This window comes from Candidatus Clostridium stratigraminis, from assembly GCF_045310675.1.
Classification (GTDB): domain Bacteria; phylum Bacillota; class Clostridia; order Clostridiales; family Clostridiaceae; genus Clostridium_AT; species Clostridium_AT stratigraminis.
Genome location: NZ_JBJHZZ010000015.1, coordinates 41,212 through 63,300 on the forward strand (window position 1 = coordinate 41,212; position 22,089 = coordinate 63,300).

At 33.4% G+C, this 22,089-nt stretch carries 17 protein-coding genes and 1 tRNA gene; 6 read left to right on the forward strand and 12 right to left on the reverse strand.

Features of this window, described 5'->3' with window-relative positions; genetic code table 11:
• The first annotated feature begins 25 nt into the window (after positions 1 to 25).
• Both ACJDUG_RS15270 and ACJDUG_RS15275 read left to right on the forward strand, forming a co-directional pair.
• On the forward strand, positions 26 to 595 hold the full coding sequence (locus ACJDUG_RS15270; protein ID WP_406770736.1) for an HDIG domain-containing metalloprotein: 570 nt from the start codon (positions 26 to 28) through the stop codon (positions 593 to 595).
• Between the two features lie 63 nt (positions 596 to 658).
• Positions 659 to 1,246: a protein kinase gene (locus tag ACJDUG_RS15275; RefSeq protein ID WP_406770737.1), complete on the forward strand. Its 588-nt coding sequence runs from the start codon at positions 659 to 661 to the stop codon at positions 1,244 to 1,246.
• Positions 1,247 to 1,269: 23 nt separating this feature from the next.
• Here the strand turns inward: ACJDUG_RS15275 and ACJDUG_RS15280 are convergent, their stop codons facing one another.
• From ACJDUG_RS15280 to ACJDUG_RS15310, 7 genes are all read right to left on the reverse strand, one after another.
• Entirely contained in the window at positions 1,270 to 1,449 is a 180-nt protein-coding gene (locus ACJDUG_RS15280) for a hypothetical protein (RefSeq protein WP_406770738.1), read from the reverse strand.
• 126 nt (positions 1,450 to 1,575) lie between these two features.
• Positions 1,576 to 4,344, reverse strand: a complete 2,769-nt coding sequence (locus tag ACJDUG_RS15285) for a tubulin-like doman-containing protein (RefSeq protein WP_406770739.1) — start codon at positions 4,342 to 4,344, stop codon at positions 1,576 to 1,578.
• A 64-nt stretch (positions 4,345 to 4,408) separates the two neighbouring features.
• Positions 4,409 to 6,388, reverse strand: coding sequence for a vWA domain-containing protein (locus ACJDUG_RS15290; RefSeq protein WP_406770740.1), 1,980 nt, complete (start codon positions 6,386 to 6,388; stop codon positions 4,409 to 4,411).
• 218 nt (positions 6,389 to 6,606) lie between these two features.
• On the reverse strand, positions 6,607 to 7,824 hold the full coding sequence (locus ACJDUG_RS15295; RefSeq protein WP_406770741.1) for an ammonium transporter: 1,218 nt from the start codon (positions 7,822 to 7,824) through the stop codon (positions 6,607 to 6,609).
• A 355-nt stretch (positions 7,825 to 8,179) separates the two neighbouring features.
• Positions 8,180 to 9,532, reverse strand: coding sequence for a sigma-54-dependent transcriptional regulator (locus ACJDUG_RS15300; protein WP_406770742.1), 1,353 nt, complete (start codon positions 9,530 to 9,532; stop codon positions 8,180 to 8,182).
• A 15-nt stretch (positions 9,533 to 9,547) separates the two neighbouring features.
• Positions 9,548 to 11,257 carry an ATP-binding protein gene (locus ACJDUG_RS15305; protein ID WP_406770743.1) on the reverse strand — a complete coding sequence of 570 codons (1,710 nt, stop codon included), beginning with the start codon at positions 11,255 to 11,257 and terminating at the stop codon, positions 9,548 to 9,550.
• Positions 11,258 to 11,405: 148 nt separating this feature from the next.
• The gene (locus ACJDUG_RS15310) at positions 11,406 to 13,313 is read right to left on the reverse strand and encodes a cell wall-binding repeat-containing protein (RefSeq protein ID WP_406770744.1); all 1,908 of its coding nucleotides are present in this window, start codon (positions 13,311 to 13,313) and stop codon (positions 11,406 to 11,408) included.
• Positions 13,314 to 13,558: 245 nt separating this feature from the next.
• Between ACJDUG_RS15310 and ACJDUG_RS15315 the strand changes: the two genes are divergently transcribed.
• On the forward strand, positions 13,559 to 14,005 hold the full coding sequence (locus tag ACJDUG_RS15315; protein ID WP_406770745.1) for a hypothetical protein: 447 nt from the start codon (positions 13,559 to 13,561) through the stop codon (positions 14,003 to 14,005).
• Positions 14,006 to 14,070: 65 nt separating this feature from the next.
• Here ACJDUG_RS15315 and ACJDUG_RS15320 read toward each other — a convergent pair whose 3' ends face one another.
• Positions 14,071 to 14,229 carry a hypothetical protein gene (locus ACJDUG_RS15320; protein ID WP_406770746.1) on the reverse strand — a complete coding sequence of 53 codons (159 nt, stop codon included), beginning with the start codon at positions 14,227 to 14,229 and terminating at the stop codon, positions 14,071 to 14,073.
• 102 nt (positions 14,230 to 14,331) lie between these two features.
• Positions 14,332 to 15,834, reverse strand: coding sequence for a DUF5050 domain-containing protein (locus ACJDUG_RS15325; RefSeq protein WP_406770747.1), 1,503 nt, complete (start codon positions 15,832 to 15,834; stop codon positions 14,332 to 14,334).
• A 682-nt stretch (positions 15,835 to 16,516) separates the two neighbouring features.
• On the opposite strand from ACJDUG_RS15325, the gene ACJDUG_RS15330 reads away from it, so the two are divergent.
• Both ACJDUG_RS15330 and ACJDUG_RS15335 read left to right on the forward strand, forming a co-directional pair.
• Entirely contained in the window at positions 16,517 to 17,509 is a 993-nt protein-coding gene (locus ACJDUG_RS15330) for a hypothetical protein (protein WP_406770748.1), read from the forward strand.
• 18 nt (positions 17,510 to 17,527) lie between these two features.
• A complete protein-coding gene (locus tag ACJDUG_RS15335) occupies positions 17,528 to 17,785 on the forward strand; it encodes a helix-turn-helix domain-containing protein (RefSeq protein ID WP_406770749.1) in 258 nt (85 codons plus the stop codon).
• A gap of 119 nt (positions 17,786 to 17,904) precedes the next feature.
• Here the strand turns inward: ACJDUG_RS15335 and ACJDUG_RS15340 are convergent.
• Positions 17,905 to 17,980, reverse strand: a tRNA-Thr gene (locus ACJDUG_RS15340).
• 301 nt (positions 17,981 to 18,281) lie between these two features.
• Between ACJDUG_RS15340 and hsp18 the strand changes: the two genes are divergently transcribed.
• Positions 18,282 to 18,722, forward strand: a complete 441-nt coding sequence (hsp18, locus tag ACJDUG_RS15345) for a heat shock protein Hsp18 (RefSeq protein WP_406770750.1) — start codon at positions 18,282 to 18,284, stop codon at positions 18,720 to 18,722.
• A gap of 47 nt (positions 18,723 to 18,769) precedes the next feature.
• On the opposite strand, the gene ACJDUG_RS15350 is transcribed toward hsp18, so the two are convergent.
• Together ACJDUG_RS15350 and lonC are read right to left on the reverse strand one after the other, a co-directional pair.
• Entirely contained in the window at positions 18,770 to 20,095 is a 1,326-nt protein-coding gene (locus ACJDUG_RS15350) for a replicative DNA helicase (protein WP_406770751.1), read from the reverse strand.
• 132 nt (positions 20,096 to 20,227) lie between these two features.
• Positions 20,228 to 22,069: a Lon family ATP-dependent protease gene (gene lonC / locus ACJDUG_RS15355; RefSeq protein ID WP_406770762.1), complete on the reverse strand. Its 1,842-nt coding sequence runs from the start codon at positions 22,067 to 22,069 to the stop codon at positions 20,228 to 20,230.
• Positions 22,070 to 22,089: the final 20 nt, after the last annotated feature.

Genomic DNA, 22,089 nt, shown 5'->3' on the forward strand with positions numbered 1-22,089 from the left:
AATATTACGAAAGAAGGTATTTTTTATGAAAACTAGAGAAGAAGCATATACTCTTCTAAAAGAATTTAATAAAAGTGACAGTCTAATAAAGCATGCCCTTTCAGTGGAAGCTGTTATGGGGCATTTTGCTGGGCTTCTAGGTGAATCTGATGTTAACAAGTGGAAAATCGTAGGTCTTCTCCATGATATAGATTATGAAATGTATCCAGAAGAACACTGTGTTAAGGCTGGAGAACTCTTAAGAGAAAGACACTGGCCGGAGGATTATATTCATGCTATTCAAAGCCATGGCTATGGAATTTGCATTGACACAGAACCTATAGAGAAAATGGAAATGGTTTTATACACCATAGATGAGCTTACAGGATTAATAACAGCCACTGCACTTATGCGTCCAAGCAAAAGCATTTTAGATATGGAGCTTAAATCTGTTAAGAAGAAGTGGAAGCAGAAGAGTTTTGCTGCTGGTGTAAATAGAGAGCTTATAGAAGAAGGGGCTAAGAAGCTTCAAATGAACCTTGACTATATAATGGAGGAAACCATTAAGGCAATGCAAGGTGTTGCAGAAGAAATTGGTCTAAAAGGAACAGTATAACTTAGTGGAACAATTCACTATATCCATTCATATATTATATAAAGCAATATTTTTGGTGTAGGAATGGGAAAAAACAGCAAATTTAATTATAAATATTCAGATATAAACCTTTTTGATTGCAAATTTCTTGGAAGGGGTCATAATGGAGCTGTTTACTTGCTTCCTGATAATAAGGTTATTAAAGTATGCTTCGTTATGAAGGACTTTTTAAGTGAGACCTCCATTTTAAAAAAGGTAAATGGAAATAAATATTTCCCTCGTTTGTATGAGGTAGGCGGCAACTACATGATTAGAGATTTTGTTGATGGAATACCTCTAAAAAATTACATAAAGAAAAATGGCCTAAATGAAAAACTTACACGTGATATAATAGAAATGCTTAAGGAATTTGAAAGACTTAGATTCACTAAGATTGATGTAAGATGTAAGGACGTTTTTATTACACCTGATAACAAACCTATTATGATAGATCCTCAAAAATTTTATACTAAAGAACGAAATTTCCCAAGGCACCTTTCAAAGGGACTTTTTAAGTTAGGTGTCTTAGACCTATTTATGGAAGTTTTAAAAAAAGATGAGCCTAGACTTTATAAAAAATGGGCACATAAAATTATGCATTACCTTACCACTTTAGATAATTTCAGGGGCTGAAACAACAGCCCCTAAAGTTTTGCTTAATTATTCTTTAAATGATTAATTATGTTTACAATATCTGAACATAATTCAGGATCCTTTAAAAGCTTAGCTTTATCATATTCTATATCATTCTCTTGAAGAAGCTTCACAGCCTTTTTATATAAAATCAGGTTTTTTATCTCTATTACATTTTCCATTAGCTCACCTAATTTAATCATTTGTATCATGATATGAATAATGTAAGATCTTTGTGATTAACATATTATGCTCACTTTCTTTAGCTTATAAGTGTTTCTCATTTATAAAAGTTCTATTTATTAAGAATGGGACGGCATGGCGGCTTATTAATTAAGCTTATATAGAAGCTTTTCTCTAGATATAAAATCAGGTTCTACCTTACCCTTAATATATATTTCTAAACAATGCTTCTTAAGCTCCTCTTTTGTAAATATCTTGTCTATGTCTTCAATAAAGCCGTATATTAAAGCATTAACCTCAAGGTCTTCACTTATACTTACAAGTACATCTTCTTTTCCTTCTCCAAGCCTTTTAAAATCACCTCTAAGCTTTGCCTTATTATCAGGTATTTCTAAAGGTCTTTCTTCTGTATAGGCTCCCCTTATACAATATGGGGAATAATAAATATAGTTATAGGTCCCTTGCCTTGCCCGTATATTTAAATAGTAGCTTCCATCTATTTGCAGTATGCCTCCATAGGCCTTTGCTAGTGAATAATATTGAAGAAGTTTATCTACATTCATTTCTATTTCCTCAAGTCCAATATATTTTTCGTTTAGATGAAGAGGATATGCCTCTGAAGCTAGAAGCTTTACGTATTGCTTCTTATAATTTTTTATCTCTGGTAAATAGCTTGCACAAGCCCCCATAGTAATATGAATTATGTCTATTGCATATGGATTTGTTGTTTCAACATATCTTGCCTGCCGTGAAAGTTCTCCTGTTTGATTCTTTATCCAGCTGTCAATTGCCATAGGCGGTTTATTTGTTCCTTCTTCCTTAATGGAGCCCACATAATAGCATTCTGTCCAGGATACCTCTGGACTCTTTACTGCTGACCAAAAGGGCCTAGCTAGCTTAGCAGCTGCATCTAGTTCCTCTTTTAAATAATCTTCTAAGTTTAATTTTTCTTTTACTGCATTTCTTTCCATAAGATTTATTATATTAATATTTCCTTTAACTTTTTCAAATTCTATATTGCAAAGCTCAATTATATCTTGTAAAGCTTCATTAGCAACCTTTAATATATCCTTTTCCATGAAAATATTTTGCATTCTCCTAGTGAAATTTACTAAGAATTTTTCTGAATAAAACTCCTCATAAAACTCCAAATTAACCATTTCCCTGGAAATAATGCTTCCCCCATACTTTTTTTCAAGCTGATTTTTTAAGGCTTTAAGCCTATACAAAATTTCGCTTTTATTACTTGTAATAGAAATTAATGTTTCTTGGAATTTACTTATTAATAATCCCTTAAGCTTAACAAACATTTCATGTCTATCCTTATAGATGTCTGAGACAAGTTTGCCTTTCTCCTGTTCTATATACTTATTAAATTTCCCGCATAATTCACCGCCAATAGTAACTTTTTCTCTCCTCAATAAGCCTTTAGTGTTTTTTAATTTTAAGACTTCTCCCTTTATTTTTTCTTTATCTATTGATGTAGTTATAAGTCCTTCAGAATACTCATTGTACATTATAGCTTCAGCTTTATTAAACATTTCAATAATAAAGTTAATGCCCTTTCCTACAATATTTACGTCTATATAACTTTCTAATAAAGAATTTAATTGGTTTCTCAAATTTGTTTTATTTTGATTCCATAGAGCTTTTCTTTCCTTGGCAAAGCGCTGAGCCTTATCTAAATTGCCGCAGTTCCCTTCCTTTAAATCAAAAGCAGCTGCACTGCTATTTATTTTTAAGTTAAAAGAAAAATCAGCTAAAACCTCATTAATACCTAAAGTCTCATTAATATTACTAATAAGGCTTTCAGCATCATCATCTATAATACTATCTGAGTTACCCCTTCCCTTTTCTAAAGTATCCATAATGTCCATTGCAAACCTTAGGCTGCAGTAGCTTTTAAGTTTATCTATAGGAAGCTCCATGGTAGAGGTGGAAAAGGTACTGAAATTTCTATCTTTCTTTAAAATAGGATCCTTATCTTTACAAATAAAATTGGAATAATCTGCCCTAAGCTGTGAACCCAACTTACTGCCAACCTCTTGAAATAGCTGTAAGGAACACAATTCATAAATGTCTTCAATATTTGTAAGAACCCCTCCAAGCTCGTTTTTATTTTCAATTAAGTAGCAAACATCTAAAAGTCTTCTCTCTAATCTAATTTCTGCTAAATTATTATACTTAAATAAATATTTTTCATCCTTTGGATCTGTTATGGTGGACATATAGAATTCCAGTTCTTTAAGGGCAGCATAGCAGTTTGCCTTACTTCTATTTTGAGCATCTATATCTGAGGAAAGCTTTTCATCGTAACAGCTTTCTAAGGTAAAGAGGCCTATTAAATTTGTATTATCCCTATTAAATATTTTAGAAAGCATCACTGCTACATCTAAAAATACTCCACAGCCAGTTCCCCCAGCAAGAGAACCAACTATATATACCTTTTGCCTGTCTATATTCTCTAAAAAAGCACTTCCATATTCAGTTAGAATTTTATGTATATCCACTAAATCGTTTTTAGCATTAGTAAGTACATCATACACAAGCTTTGCATTCTTGCAAAGATAAAGCCTGCCTATTGGTCTCATAAGACCTGCTCCCTGATCAATAGCTGTAAAAAAATCTGCAGTTAATTTTGGACTTTTGGGCAGCCAATGAAAGTTAAGGTTGCTATAAGCAAAGTCCAAAGTATTTTTTATACCGTCACCAAATTTTAATTGACATTTCTCGTTATTTTCAATGCTTTCATCCATAAAAGATTTTAAATCTGTATCAATTAAAAGGTATCTTATAGGCAGCTTTTCATCATTGTATCTTTTTTTGAAAAGTTCCTTTACTCTTTTGATTACTTGATAGCCTGTTCCTCCAAGACCAATTATTAGGGTAGGTAAAACATCCTTTGGTACCTGCATAGTTGCCTCCTTGATTATTTATTAATTTAAGGTTCAGCGAGTTTTGCATCTAATAATATTATGTTTATGAATATATTATTATTTCATCTTTTTTAACTTTAATAATGATCCTTATATTTCCTTCAAATAATAGAGAACCGCTTACTTCTTCCTCCTCCTTATACACTTGCTGCTCCATACTTGGATAATATTCTATTTTAAAAGCCTTATCCTTTAGTACAAGGTATTTAAGTCCTTGAAATATCTTACTGCCTTTGGGGAAATCAAGGAGTAAATAGCCTACTCCATTATTTTCTTCATCTTCAGCCTCAAGTGTATTACCCTTTAGATTTAAATATTTTATATTTTTTGTTGGAGTGAGGGTTACAGTCAAGAAATAACTTATATTCTTTGAGCCTAATTTATAAGTTAATTCCTTTGTAATGCTGTACTTTAAAAACCTTTTGTACTGTGTTCTTTGAAATACAATAATTAGTAAATCCATGGCTGATAAAATAAAAATAATTAACATAGGAATTTTAAATTTTTCATAATAATACTCCTTCATTGTTAAAGGTCTTTTTACTGCAGTAACTTTAGACTGAGGTAAAAAATAAGAAAAGCTGTCATTATCAAAAACCCCATTAACACAGACAGTTAAACTTACTTCTTGAAGCTTATGTAAAGTCACCTCTGTGGTCAAATAGTTATCCACAATTTTTAGAGGGAATTTCTCATACTTATCCCCATAATCCACTATGATTTCTCCTGAGGGGTTGATAACTTTATCCTGGCTTAATTGTTTAAGCACTATTTTATAGGGCTTATCAATAACTATTTCCTTTGGTATTTCAGCTTTGTAATAAAAAGGCGGGTCATCTGTAACATTAATCCTTAAGTTGTTTACAGCTATAATTCTTCCCTGTCCATCATAAGCTGTTACTAATATTTCATATTCACCACTTTTAGCCTTATTAAAGGTAAAATTAAAGCCACTGCTGTCCCTCTCTATTGGCTCTCTAAATGTTCCCTCAACCTTATCCATGTGAAGCCCGACTATATCTTTATCTGCAGTTAAAGTAACGTTTAATTTTAAAGGTACCTCCTTAGGAATACTAAAATCTTTTTCTAATGGTTTAATACTTATCACGGACTTACTTTTAATCTGGATTATTACTAAATACTTTCCATTGTCTCTTGGAGAAACATTTAGAATACAATCCTCCTTATTACTAATGTTGTATATTTTATAGCCATCCCCTAATTTACTTGCAGACAGCACCGCGCCGCCTTTCATTATGTCTACAAGAGGAGTTTTATTCTCTAAAGAGGCTATTTTAACAGTTATCTCCTGAACATAACTGCTTAACTTAATTTCACTAGGTACCTCATCACTTATTTCATATTCCTTTATAGTAAAGAAATTATTTATGCTCTCTATTAATTTACTATATACATTAATTAGCTGAGAAGGGCTATTAGAATAGAAAAACTGCCCTTCTGTTTTAAAGGCTATATTCTGCAGAGCAGCTTTATCAGCCAAATTAGATAAGGCAATACAATTTATTTTTATTTCCTCAGAATGTGCCTTATCAATTAATGAAGCGAACTCATCTTTATGCTCCTTTGTTATTCCATCTCTTATATCTTCCTTGCCATCTGAAAGTAGAATTATACTCTTATTCCCCTGCATTTTACTAAGCTGCAATAAGGCCTCCTTTATTCCATCCTTCAGGTCTGTGTAGCTGTTATCAAACTTAATATTTGCAAGCTCCCCTTTTAGCTTTTCTTTTGATGGTTTACTTTCTAAAGTAAATTTAGACTTTGCCTTATCTCCGAAAGTGACAATGTTTAGATTGGTGTTATCAGCAGAACTGTCTATAAGCATTGAAGCAGCTACTATGGAAAGTCTTTTAGGATCAGTTTCTTTCATACTTCCTGAAACATCCATAAGTAAAATGATATTATTTTGCACTTCTGCTGCCTTTAAGCAGTATATATTAATAAATTGCATAACTAAGGTTGTGAAAAAAAGAAGGCTTATAATTTTTATAGCTTTTCTCATGCCTATCTCCTTTTACTTATATAAAATCATAATATTTATCACTATAATATATTTTAACTTACCTTATTTTTAGAACAAAAAAGCCAAAGGAAGGCTCCCATTACCTTTTTAGTAATAGAAACCTTCCTTTATTGTTAAAGAATATAAGCAATAAGTTAGTGAATTGTTTTCACTTCCTTTAGGTGGTAAAACGCCCTTTATGATACTAGCCACTTAGTTTAAAGATATGCAGTTTCTCCATGTAAACTTGCGTCCAATCCCTCAATTTCAGCTTTTTCACTTACTCTTACTGGTTCAAAAGCATTTAATATCTTTAATATTAAATAGGTTACTAAGAATGAATAACCAGCTGTAAATATTACTGCAAGTACCTGTACTCCAAACTGATGGAAATCACCTGCAACTAAGCCCTTTACTCCATTTACAGAGGCTTCAGCAAATACTCCTACAAGTATTGAGCCTAAGATACCTCCTACACCATGTACTCCCCATACATCTAGAGCATCATCCCATTCCAATTTAATTCTGGCTTGAACAGCCAAATAGCAAACTACTGCTGATAAAATTCCTATTATAACAGCAGCCCAAGGTCTAACATATCCTGCTGCAGGCGTTATAGTAGCGAGGCCTGCTACTGCTCCTGTAAGAGCCCCTACTAATGTAGGTTTTTTCTCTACCTTCCAGGATATAATAAGCCAGGTAACCATTGCTATGGAGCCTGCAACGTCAGTATTAATAAATGCTGTTGCAGCTACCCCATTTGCAGCTAGTGCGCTGCCGCCATTAAAGCCAAACCATCCAAACCATAATAGACCTGTGCCTAGGGCAACGAAGGCAATATTGTGGGGTGCAGTATTTTCTCCAGGAAGTATCTTTCTTTTTCCAACGAAGAATACAGAAGCAAGCGCTGCTATTCCTGCACTTACATGAACTACTATTCCTCCCGCAAAGTCCACAACTCCAAGTTTTTGAAGGAAGCCTCCCCCCCATATCCAATGAGCTAGTGGAATGTAAATTAAAATACTCCAAATTACAAGAAACTTAAGATAGCTCTTAAAATTAACTCTATCGGCAAAGGCTCCTGTTATAAGTGCAGGAGTAATTATTGCAAACATTTCTTGATAAGTGAAAAATGTTAAAAATGGTATGGTAGGTCCATAGGTTGGGTTTGGAGCCATCCCTACACCTTGAAGTCCAAAATATTTTAAACTTCCTATAATTCCATGTATATCTGGTCCAAAGGCTAAGCTAAAGCCTCCAAATATCCATATTAAAGTTACAATTCCCATGGATATAAAGCTCTGCATCATTATTGTCAAAACATTTTTCTTTCTTACAAGACCTCCGTAGAAAAATGCAAGCCCTGGTGTCATTAGGCAGACAAGTGCTGCGCTAATTAAAACAAATGCTGTATCACCGCTGTTAATGTGTGGCATAAACCTTTCCTCCTGTTTTCCTTTTTTGTACTAAACAATTACTAATTGTTTAGCTTGTTGTATTTTACTTTTGCCCTAACAATTATTAATTAGGGATTTGAATTATTATTGCAATTATATAATCAGCAATTATTGTGCCAAGAGAAAAGGCTTACAATATATGCTAACAGAGGTTTATTTTAGATTGTTTATTTTTACATTCCTAAAACTTTACGTTATTTCTATAGAATTTTAACTGAAAATAGATGAATAATAGTCATAACATTGATTTTATTTGTTCATGAGTTTAAATTTGTATATAAAATAAGTGGGACAAAGTTGCACACTAGCGCCAACTTTGTCCCTATAAATAAACTTATATATTATATTTTAAAATTTTTCTATGAAGGGATCTTCTGCTTATACCTAGTATCTCTGAAGCCTTTGTCCTGTTCCCGCTGCTCTCCTTAAGGGCTTTTAAAATTACTTCCTTCTCTGTATCATCTAAGGCTTCTTCAAGCTTTGAAATCTCCTCATCAGCTTCTTTAAGTTCCTGAAAGCGAGAAATATTTAATGGCAAATCTTCTACACCTATATTAGTCTTTGGTGTAATAACTACACATCTTTCAATTATATTCTGAAGTTCTCTAATATTCCCCGGCCAATTATATGCCATTAGCTTAGATAAAGCCTCTTCACTTATGCTCTTTGGAGCCCTTCCCGATATATCCGAGGACTTGTTTAAAAAACTTAAGACAAGCATAGGTATATCTTCTTTTCTTTCCCTTAATGGAGGCATATTAATTGGCACCACATTCAGCCTATAATATAAGTCTTCTCTAAAGCTTCCTTCCTTAACTAATTCCTCTAAATTCTTATTTGTAGCTGCTATTATTCTAACATCCACTTTAATAGTCTTAGTTCCTCCAAGCCTCTCAAATTCTTTCTCCTGAAGTATTCTTAATAGCTTAACCTGTACTCCAAGTGTAATATCGCCTATTTCATCTAAAAATATAGATCCGCCAGAAGCTAATTCAAACTTTCCTGGTTTTCTTATAACAGCCCCTGTAAATGCCCCTTTCTCATAGCCAAACAGCTCACTTTCAAGCAGGTTTTCAGGTATTGCTGCACAATTTACTTTAACAAAAAGCATGTGACTTCTTGAGCTGTAATTATGCAGGGTTTCAGCAGCCAGCTCCTTACCGGTTCCTGTTTCCCCATAGAGCATTACAGTTGCTCTTGTATCGGCAATCTGCTTTATCATATCTATAACATTAAGCATTGCAGCGCTTTCACTCTCAAGTTTATTTTTAGTATTTTTTATATCCTTTTGAAGCGCCTGACTTCTTATTAGAACCTCATCCTTATCAGAAGTTAAATTACGAAGTGCTTCTATTACTTCTTCTATATCAAAGGGTTTTGTAATATAATCCTTTGCACCCATTCTTAAGGCTTCAATGGCTGTATCTACAGTAGCAAAGGCAGTAATCAAAATCACCTTGATAAAGGGTGCCACCTTTCCTATATTTTTTAAAAGCTCTATTCCACTCATACCTGGCATTTTTATGTCAGATATAACTATATCAATATCATAATTGTCTATTATGTAAAGAGCCTCTTCCCCATTATGTGCCATATGAGTCTCATAACCTTCTTTGACTAAAACTTTATTTAATAGCCTTGTAACATTTTCTTCATCATCTACAATTAGTATCGAATAATTTTTCATTACTGCACCGTCCTATTAATTATCCTCCGGAAGTTTTATTATAAACTTACTTCCTTTCCCTGGTATGCTTTCTACCTCAATTATTCCCCTGTGATTCTCTACTATTCTGGAACAGATGGCAAGCCCAAGTCCTATGCCTTTATCTTTGGTGGTAAAATAAGGCTCAAATATTTTTTTCACATTTTCATGAGATATTCCTTGTCCAGTATCGCTTATCTCTATTTCAACCATAGATAATATTTGATTATTAAGAGTAGATATTGTTAGTTCTCCACCTTGAGGCATTGACTGCACCCCATTGATTACTATATTTAATACGACCTGCTTCATTTGCTCAAAATCAGCATTTATAAGAGGAAGTTCTCCAAAATTAATATTAAGTTTTATATTATCAAAGGTATTATCCCTTTTAATTAAGAGGATAACTTCTTTAACAATATCATTTATATCATATTTTTCAAGTTTAAGCTCATTTGGTCTTGCAAAGGCTAAAAATCTATCAATAATATTGTTTAATCTATCCACTTCAGAGCTTATTACAGCCATGTCTGAATATAGTTCACTATCCTTATTAAGTTCAGACATAATATACTGAGCATAACCCTTTATAGATGTAAGTGGGTTTCTAATTTCATGTGCCATACCAGCTGAAAGTGCTCCAAGTGCCTCCAGACTCTTAGCTCTAGTTACGCTTTCCTCTAATTTTTCTAACATTTTATTAAAGGATTCTGCCAGGCTTCCTATTTCGTCTTTGCTTTGGATATTAATATTCTGACCCATATCACCCTCAGCAATATTTTGAGTTTCCTTTACTAAATTTTTTATTGGCATTGCTATTTTTCTTGAAAGTATAGCTACTAGTACAAAAACTATTGCCACAGATATCATAAGAACTATAATAGTATAGGTTCTAAGCCTATAGGCAACTTCATAGGCTTCACTTACTGGCTCTTCCACTACCACATACCAATTGTTTTTTTGTGTATCGTATTTATTTATACCATAAAGAGCAGAAAAATATTGAACATTATTATGAGTGGTATAAAAAGAAGCATATTTGCTATTATTAAGAGCTTTAATAACCTCCAGACTATTAAAGGGATGATTAATATAGTTACCTTTGCTGTCTACTAAGAAAGCATAGCCCTTTTCACCAAGACGAACATTGCTTATTATATCTAAAATAGCATTAAAGTTCATTCTCTCAACTACTGCTCCCTTTATCTTATCTTTGTCATCCATTATTGGAGCAGCATAATAAACCCCGTAGGATTTTGTGTCCTGAAAATATGTGAAATCTGAAACAAAGCTCTTTCCCTTTAAAACCTCTCCTAAAAAGCTTTCATAGCCATTATCAGCTTTTAAGTTTCCTGAATAAGCCAAAACCTTTCCCTCTAAATTTGTCACTAAAATATAATCATAGGCCTTATAAGCATTTCTTACACTATCTAAATAGCTATTCATAAGATCATTGCTTGCTTCTTTATTTTTAAGCAGTGGAGAATTCACCATTACCTGTATATCTCCATACCTTTCAAACATATATCTTTCAATCTTATTAGAGGTTTCCTCTGCTAAGGTTATAAATTCTTTCTCCTTAGAAAGGTTTATTGCCTCTTTTGTGCTTTTAAAGAACAAGAACCCTACTGTAACAAAGAGAACAGTAGAGAGGATAATAAAAAACATCATAATTTTAATTTGAATAGAATTTTTTCCTAAGTTCATGATAAATCCTCAAATTCATTTATTTGTTCATATTTTACCACATTTAATATATTTTAAAGAAGCTTTATAAAAATAAAGATGACTGCAAGGCAATCATCTTTACTTTATAGATTAGCTAGGTATAAACTTACGTTGTTTATCACTTATATTAATTTAATTTTGTTTTAATGCTTGTCCAATAATCTGCATTTTCAAGTCCAAGTCTCCATATAGCAATACCACCTAAATTGTTATTATTTACTATGTCCAACTTATAGGCAATGCTTGTACTATTCTCAAACCAAACACTATGGTAAATAGAAGATTTATCAGTATAATTGAAATAATTGGTATCTGAAACTGGATCCCATTTAATTTGTGCTCCATAGCTTTCTGCTAAATTATACATTGAATCTACTCCATAAGCCTTAGCAGAAGCTCCATTTGAAGGCCAATCATAGCCATAAGCAGCAAGTCCTAATAATATTTTTTCACTAGGAATATTTTTTACTGCGTAATTTACTACACTTTGTACCCAGCCTTCAGATGCAATAGGTCCTGGTGCTCCGCCCGCATAGTGCTCATCATAGGTCATAATTACAACTTCATCAGAATTATTAGCAAGTGCTGCATAATCAAAAGCCCCTGCCCAGCCATCAGTCAGGCTTTCTACTGTTTTAGCCGGTACAGCAATAGTTACCTTATAGCCTTGTGGATGAAGAACATTATAAAGCTCTCTCATAAAGGTTGTTAAATAAACTCTGTCTGAGGAATATATCCCCTCAAAATCTATATTAACTCCTTTAAAATTGTTTACACGAATTGCATTGGAAATATTATTAATTAAATTTGCTCTGTTAGCTGAATTTTCTAGAAGAGTTTTCGCAATGCTTCCATCAAAGTTATTAGCCACCATAGCATAAGTATCTATATTCTTACTATTTGCATAACTAATTTGATCTGCCGGTAAAAGTCCTGTTAAATTTCCAGTTCCATCAGTGTTATAGGTATCAGTAGCAATCTGATCTATTACATCGGAATGTGCTGCTATTGAATTATAGGAGGAGCTGTCTCCAGGATAATAATATGTTGCATAGCCTAAAACAACTTTAGAGTAAGGCTCATGCAAAAAGGTATTAACAATAGCATCAGAGACAACAGCCGTTCCCCCAAGTACCTTTAAGGCTGAAATATTATAATACTCTGACTTAATGAAACTATATGTATTATAATCAGTACCATCAGTTAAAACTAAAGGCGAAGAAGTTAATGCCGCTGCTGCAGATCCTGATATTGCGTCTGCAAAGTCATTTCCTGTACTTATATAAACCTTATTGAAGTTTATAGTATCTGAGAACTCCTTAATTACAGCCAAATTTGTTTCATACCTGTTAACTCCGGCTAATCTCTTATAAGCGCCTAACGAGGCTGCTGCACTATCACTAATTACCCCACTTCCACCTATAACATATTTTTCTCCACTGCTATTTAAGGCAAGATTTTTTATATTTGAAGGCATTGTATTAGAGTTTGATAATAGAATAGGCATTTGCTTTGCTGCAGCTATTGGCGCAATTGACAAGGCATCGGGGAAATTTTCTCCTGATGCTATAGCAATCCCATTGCTTGTACCAATTATCTGAGCTACTTTAGCACTAGTTTCATACCTATCCTGCCCCTGTATTCTTGTACTTTGAATATTCAGGCCATTGAGTACACTTTCTGCAGCTGAGGATATTACTCCAGTACCACCAACAATAAATACTTTTTTGGCACCAAGTCTTTGAATTTCGGCTACTACATTAGTAGGAATTGCAGCATTTCGAGTTAATAATATAGGTGCATCATATTTCTTAGCTAAGGGTGCAGCACATAGAGCATCTGGGAAATCTTCTCCTGTTGCAATAACTACGTAATCTGAGCTTTGCCAGGAGTCCTGTGAAACCTTTATTGCCGTCTCATATCTATCCATTCCCGAAAGTCTAATGGCAATTGGTGCAGCTAAAGCCTTATACGGAACAAGCTGTGCTGAAATACACAATGCCATAGCTGCTAATATCATTTTTCTTTTTACCATTCATGCCCTCCTATCATAACATTTAATAAGATTCATTAAATAATACCAAGGGATTATACGTATATTATCATATTTTTTAGGGATAAAATCATCATGAAATATATTCCAGCAAGGCTATTAGCCTACAAAATAAAGCCTTTAAATAAGTATGATTGAAACCTTATAATTTATTTTCTTAATAAGGTAACAATAGCTACTACTGAAAATATAATATTAATGTAGGTAATTTTTTTGGAGGGTTATTAATGTATTATAGGTTCCCAGAAGAGGATATCAATGATGAATTAGATATCAATGCAGATCTAGACCGCCGCAGAACAAGCGACCATCACCATCATATGGACTGTAATATGCCAATGCCTTATATGATGGAACCAATGTATATGTGCCCATATATGCACATGTGCCCTATGATGTACAACGCAAATCCAATGATGATGGAAAATAATCAAATGCCAATGGGCCATAAAATAAACTATGATATGGATGAATACTCAGATGATGATATGATGTCAAGACAACGTCGTCCATACCACCACATGCATCCATATTACCCATATCATCCTTATTTCCCAATGCATCCAATGCACCCTATGCACCCTATGCATCCACATCATCCAATGCACCCGATGCATCCTATGCATCCACAACATCCAATGCATCATCATATGGGAAGGGATGAAGTAGAGTAAAATAATGGCATCCACATGACTTGTTACTTATTTAACAAGTCATATGGATGCCTAATTTTATCTTCTTAACTTTTATCCTCTACTGCCTTTTCTTCCACCTTTTCTAAATAATCTGTCTGACTTACAATATTATTTTCAAATTGTTTTACTGCATCTCTTGTAAAATTCCCCAGTGTTTTTGCATTAACTTCACTTAAATCTTTAAAATCATCTTTTTTACTCAAGCTGCTTCACCGTCCAATTTTTAAGTTTTTAAGTTGCTTAGATATAATATGTGATAGAAGCTTAAATTTATTCGTAAGAAAATTATTGCACCAAACTATATTCTACATTTCTCCAATATCAAATGATTTATCTTCTAAATCATCTTTTATTTTAATTACTTCAACTCTTTCTGATGCATTTCCATAAATAAAGGCATAATTATCAATAATATTTATGCTGCTATAATAAATATCTGTAACTTTTGATTGTTTCTTTCCATCTATATCAGATTTAAATACCATTTGTGAATTGCCTATGCGTAAATTATATATCAAGGTATCTTTTCCAATATTGAAGCTTGTTACTCCATAATCAATTACTTTAATACAGTCACTACCATCCTTTTTCATTCTATAAAGCGGAGAGTTTTTATCACCTAAGTCTGTGAAATATATCCAATCTTCATATATAATTATTTTGGAGGTTCTTTTATCCGTTAATTTTGTATTGTTGCTTCCATCAGTTTTAATCTTATATATTCTGTTTTTATCAGATATATTAGAATAATATATCCAATCATCTTCAATATTTATACTTCCAGCTGGTACATTGGTTAATTTTTCAGTTTTTAAACTCATAAGATTTATCTTATTAATACCTTTATCATCATAGTAAAGCCAATTACCTTTAATTGTAAAACCATATAAAAGCCCTGTTATGATTTCTTTATATCCACTACCATCAGTGTTGATTTTACAAACTGAAAAACCACTTGAAAAGTTTAGAAAATATATCCGATTATCAACTACATTTATATCTTGAATACTACCATCAAATAACTTTTTTAATGAAGTCCCATCTTTGCGTACTTTATATAGACTATTAAAGCCTGCTGATTTATTTACAAAGTAAATCCATTCACCTTGCTCTGCAGCATAACCATCATTTTCTATATTGTTGCCGCTATTCCCCATTTCATTTACCTTTTCTCGTGTAATTACTTCAATAGCTTCCGAAAAATTGCCTTCTCCATTTTTATCTACTGCAGTTATTTTATAATTATATTTAGATGTTGACTTCAATTTAGTATCTAAATATGTGCTATCTTTTGATTCACCAACTTTTTTAAAATCTCCTTTATCCTCATCTTTCCTATAAATTATATATTTATCTATATTGTTTACAGGTCCCCATTTTATTTTAACATTATCAAAGGTATAAGATTCAATAACCAGATTAGTTGGAGAACCTGGTAATTTTTTAGTATATACTCCAATTGATGAAGATAGCTTTCCTTCTTCCCCATTAATAATTGCGGAAACCTTATACCAATATTTATAATCAGGATTCAAATTATAGTCTGTAAATTTATTCTCTTTAACAGTAGCTATCTTGCTATACTCTCCATTTTCTTGATCTAATTTATAAATATTGTATATTGTTGCTCCTTTAGATGACTTCCAAGTAATACTTATTTCTTTTGCTTTTATATTTTCGGCTTTTAATCTTGGAATAGGTGAAAAAAAATAAGTAAAAAGCCACATTATTACGCAAAATAATACAACTATAGTAAAACCAATATAATATTTCTTCTTATTGTTAAATAAAGAAAAGTAATTTTTCATATTTGATGCACTCCTAATTTATAAGCATTATATGTTCCACTCTTTTCTACTGCGTTAATCTTTTGTTTCATCAATGCTTTCCCCTTTATTCAATAAATTTTAAATAATTAATATATCCTATAGGCTTGTTTACATTTTTTACAATCGAGTATCATCTTTTATATAATCATTAATTCAAAATAAAGATAAGCCATTCTATGCCGTAATATTAGTTTTCAAAGAACATTATTCTTATTAAATTATCGGTAGACTTTATGCAATTCTTTACAATTAATCATTATCTATTATATCTCAGCTGAGTTTTACACCCGTGGGTATGTGACATATGTCGTTAACTGTCTCATTCATGCAGCATCTGCCTAGTTCCGGGATACTTAATTAAAACTATGATTATGCTTAAATTTATAAAAATGTAATATTGACAGAATAATGGAAAGGTGATACATTTAAATCATAAGTAGTAAGTAGTAAGTAATTGGCAAAAATATACTTTTAGAAATTTGTTAATTAGCCGGTAAATGTCCTAAATGGACATTTACGAGCAATTATCGAGGTCAAAGTCCTAAATGGACTTTGACGGGCAGTTTGCGAGTGGAACGAGCGGTTTAAACTGCCCAGTGCCCGAAGGGGAACGAGGGAGCTTAATTGCTCAGTGTGACCACTAAAAGGAGGAATTAATATTATGGAACTTCGTTTTTCTCAGAACTTCTCACTGGTAGCACTAAATGCACAAGACAGTCTTCATCTAACCAATGCAAAGAAAGTGGCTTTGCGCTGCATGGCTGCCGCTGCCATTTTAGAATTGTATCTGGAGCAAGGATTTACTATTGATAAGGATATGGTTACTTTCAATAGGACGGATCTGGAGAGGCCTGAAGTCACTCTGTATCAAGAAACAGTTTTAAAAGCTGTTTTAGGCAGAAAGGACAGCTTAAGTGACACTCTTCCGCATTTACTCACCGTTGTCAGTAAATTATCAAGGAAATATTTATTAAAAATTGAGAGGGCCTATACAGATTCTCTTATTGGGGATCATGCTTTAGAAGAAATTCCGAATTTGCTCGGATGTGATTTACTGTTTGACACTGCTAGTGTATCAATAAAGGAATACCGCAGTAATGAAGAATTATTTACAAAAGTAATTGAAAACCTTCGTGCTGAAACTCTGGAAGAAGGGATGATGACCGATGAGTCTATCTTCATGCTCTGGCTGATGCGGGAAAGCGGATGCTTTAATGATATCTTTTCCGATGAGGAATTGAAAAGGGTAAAAGTACGAATGAGTGAATTATTCGAAAACAGCAATTTGGCAAGAAAAGTTTTACCTGTTGCTATCCATAGTTCACTAGAAATAGGAATAAAGAAATTTCTTAGGCTGAAAAGAGCTGCTATGGGTACTCCTACGGGTACAGGTATCAATTTTACTTTCCCTGTTTTTGAGCGTTCTCAATCTGTTTTTATCGAAACTGACGCTTATTTCGAAGGTAAGGAAGCACGATTGCGTGATGTACTGACACGGCTTAGGGAAAAGGGTCATAACTATACTGTTTTACGTGAAGGGACAGTGCCACTTATAAAAATAGATAATCTCATCTATGAAGCCGTGCCATCCGCAGTTAATGGTGGTAGAATGCCAATTCACGGTGTCCGTTTAAGAATATATCCATTATACTAATGATTTGGAGGAATTTGTATGTCCCGTCAGCGTACCTTGGAAAAAATACTGGTATCAGAATATGTGTCCATCGGTGAACTAGTACGCCTAACAGGATGCCGTTACAGCACACTGAAATTCTATACTGAAGAAGGAATGCTTCCCTTTGAGCAGGAAGAGGAAAACCTGACAAGGCGATTTCCGAGAGCTAAAGCGATAGAGAAAATTAAAGAAATACAGGAACTTAAAAAAAGAGGGCTTAGTATTCCGGAAATAAAAGATATTTTGTTACGATAGATGGCAATTGCAATCGGGATGATAACCTAATTTTGACCTTAAAATTTATCAGTAGGTGTATATTAAGGTGTATTAAATAAAATTTAAGCTCTAGGATTTCCTAGAGCTATTGATTTTACTGGAGCTCCTGAAGGGAATCGAACCCACGACCTACTGATTACGAATCAGTTGCTCTACCAACTGAGCTACAGGAGCATATATAAATTTTACTACAATTAAACTTTCGAATCAAGTTTAGCAAATAATCCTATTACTCATACTGCTAATCCCCCAAAGTAATACACACACCTTCTTTACTATTTTATAAGGATTACTAAATTCCATCAATAATCATATTCTACTTTTAATTAGGTTGATTATGCTAAACTATAGATTTGAAGGATGAAATCTTGTAGATTTTCTTTAATTATCTCTAATTTATAGACTTTGACTTTCTTTGACCTTTGTAGTATTATAAAAGCATAGAAATTAAATATATTAATTGGAGGTATTTGATATGTTTGAAATGATTCCTTTCAAAAGACATATGTTGAATATAGGCGATGATGATTTTGGACAATTTTTCAGAGACTTCTTTAATACTGATTTTACTCAAGAATTAAGTAACATTTATGGAAGTTTTAAAGTTGATCTAAAAGAAACAAAAGATAATTATCTGGTGGAAGCAGATCTTCCTGGTATGGATAAAAAAGCTATTAACATTGACTATGAGAGCAACTATTTAACAGTTAGCGTAAAAAGAGATGATACAATAAAGGATGAGAAGGAAAACTATGTAAGACGTGAAAGGCATTATGGAGAGTTTATAAGAAGCTTTTACATCGATAATGTAGATGAGGATAAAATAGACGCTTCCTTTAAGGATGGTGTTTTAAAAATCACCTTACCTAAGTTAACTAACGGTAATGACAAAAAGAAAAAAATAGATATTCATTAATTTAGATGTGCAGTCTTTAAAAGGCTGCACATCTTTTATTTTTTCTATTAATGAACCACATCTAAAATTCCAAACTTACTGTATTGTCCAATCCATGCCAGCTTTACAGTGCCAGTTGGACCGTTTCTCTGCTTTGCAATAATACATTCGGCTACATTTTTGTCTTCTGTCTCCTTATTGTAGTATTCATCTCTATACAAAAACATAACTACGTCAGCATCCTGCTCTATAGAACCTGATTCTCTTAAGTCTGATAGCATTGGTCTATGGTCAGCTCTTTGCTCTGGTGCTCTTGATAGCTGTGAAAGAGCTATTACAGGGCACTGCATTTCTTTTGCTAAAGCCTTAATAGATCTAGAAATTTCAGATACTTCTTGCTGCCTGCTTTCAGAATTACTGCCAGACATAAGCTGCAAATAGTCAATAAGAATCATATCTATTCCATGTTCTATTTTCAGCCTTCTGCATTTTGATCTCATTTCCATTACTGATACACCTGCAGAATCATCTATATATATTTTAGCCGCTGCAAGTGGTCCGGAGGCTCTAGCTATGTTTTCCCAGTCCCTGTCATCTAAATCACCAGTTCTAAGTTTAAGCATATCCACATTGGCCTCTGCACAAAGAAGCTTATAGGCGAGCTGTTCTTTAGACATTTCCAAGGAGAAAATAGCTATACTCTTACCTCCTCTTAAGGCTGCATTTTGGGCTAAATTAAGCGCAAAGGTAGTTTTACCCATAGAAGGTCTTGCTGCAACAAGCACCATATCCCCCTTTTGAAAACCAGAGGTTTTAGCATCCAAGTCTGGGAAACCAGAAGAAATACCAGTAATTTCGCCCTTATTACCAAACAGCCTTTCAATTTCCAAAAAACCTTTTTCAAGTACTGTACTCATTGGCTCAAAGTCTGAATTACCTCTTTTTTCTGCAATATTAAACACCCTTTGCTCAGCTGCATCAAGTACAGCAGGTACATCATCCTGCTTACTGTAACTGTCCTCTATAATTTCAGAAGATGCTTTTATAAGCTTTCTAAGCATAGACTTTTCAGCAACAATCTTTATATAGGAACTAAAATTTACTGTAGAGACCACAGAATCACAAATCTCACTTATATATGTAATTCCACCGGCAGCCTCCAATTTTTGCATAGAGGATAAAGCCTCTGTTAGTGTTACCATATCTACTGGAGTATCCTTTTTATATAGCTCCAGTACAGTATTAAATAAAATCTTATGCGAATCTCTATAAAAATCCTCAGCTTTTAAAACTTCCACAGCCTGAGCTATGGAAGTTTTATTTAATAGCATGGAACCAATAACATTTTGTTCAGCATCTATATTGTGAGGAAGACTTCTAAGAGGAGTCTCCATAATGCTTTCCCCCTTGTATTCCTTTGTACTAGGCAACCTGTACTCACCGATTCCCATCGGCTAGGTTACCCGTAAAAGTTCATTTAGGACTTTTACCTGCGCACAACAATTATCAATTGTTGTGTCCCTTGCTTAAAAAACTATATCCATTAATTCTTCTATGGTTTCTATTGCCATTACTTCAATGTCCTTAAATCCTGAAGGAACTTCTTTTAAGTTATCCTTTGGAACAATAACAAGTTTTATGCCCTTTCTTCTGGCTCCATAAACCTTTTCAAAAATTCCACCTACTGGTTTCACATTTCCTCTTAAAGATATTTCACCAGTTATTGCTACGTCTTGTCTTACCGGTTTATTTAAAAGAGCACTTATTATACAAATTGTAATAGCTGCTCCAGCTGATGGACCATCTATATTTCCACCACCTATAATATTAACATGAATATCATAGTCCTTTATATCCTTATTTGTTAATCTTCTTATTACGGATGCCGCATTAAATACGGAATCCTTTGCCATACTGCCGGCGGTTTCATTAAAACGCACTTGACCTGTTCCTTTATCCTTAGCTTCAAATATAGCTGCTTCAATTTCTATTGTGGAGCCTATGAATCCGCTGACACCTAGTCCATAAACATGTCCAATTTCCTTATCTTTATCTGTGCTGACTTCTTCATATGGAACAAGTCTGCATGCAGAAATTGTTTCTTTAATATCTTCTAGTGTTATATTTACCTTTTCATCCTTTTTAAAGTTCTTATTGCTATATAGTACATAACCATAGACATCAGAAAGCAGATTAACAGCCTTTCTGCCTTCAATAGTAAACCTGCTAATAAATTCTGAAACTCCGCTTTCAAGCTCCATATTAAGCTTAACTGCAGCATTTTCAACTATTTCTTCAATATCCTTTGCAGACAAGGGCTCAAAATATACCTCTGTGCATCTAGAACGAAGTGCTGGATTTATTTCATGAGGCTCTCTTGTAGTTGCCCCAATTAAAACAAAATCAGCAGGTGCGCCATTATCGAATAAATATTTTATATACTTTGGAGTATTTTCATCCTCAGGATCATAATAGGAGGAAGAAAATTCTACTCTCTTATCTTCTAATACCTTTAATAGCTTGTTTTGCAAAATGTCATCAAGTTCTCCAATTTCATCAATAAATAAAACTCCTCCATGAGCTTCTGTAACAAGTCCTGGTTTAGGCTCTGGTATTCCTATCTCAGCTAAGTCTCTTTTGCTTCCCATATAAATAGGATCATGTACTGAGCCTAGTAGTGGATTTGTTATTTCTCTAGGGTCCCATCTAAGAGTTGTTCCATCTACTTCTACAAACTTTGCCTCCTTTTTAAAAGGAGTATATTTAAGCTTTTTAGCTTCTTCTAGGGCAAGCCTTGCTGCCGTTGTTTTACCCACTCCTGGAGGTCCATATAGAATTATATGCTGTGGGTATGGTGAAGCTATTTTTGATAAGAGGGCTTTTATGGCTCTTTCTTGGCCTACTATTTCACTAAAGCTTTCTGGCCTAAGCATAGTTTGTATATTTCTTGTTAATTTTTTCGAATCTAAAACTTCAAGATCAGAATATTTTTTAAGAGTCTTTGCATTCTCAGGACCCTTTTGTTTTCTAAGAATACCAAGTCTAACTTCTTCTACATACTTTTCCTGTCTCTCCATAAGTGCAGCTTCAACTTCTTTTTCAATTTCATTCTGCACATATTTTTTTGCTACTGCATCAGCTATCCACTTATTAGTATCTTTCAAAGCCTCATGAATGTTATTTGCATTAGGTATGACATCTATACCTTTACCATCACTTGCAATTTTATTTAATGCATATATCCTTTTATATATGTCTCCGCTATGAATATGCTTTTGAAGCTTATATTTAACTATTCTTGCCTTCATAGCACCTTCATCTAAAACATTTTTTATAACCTCAAATAGCACCTCAACTTGAGATTCCATGGTTATATCTTGGGACTTTA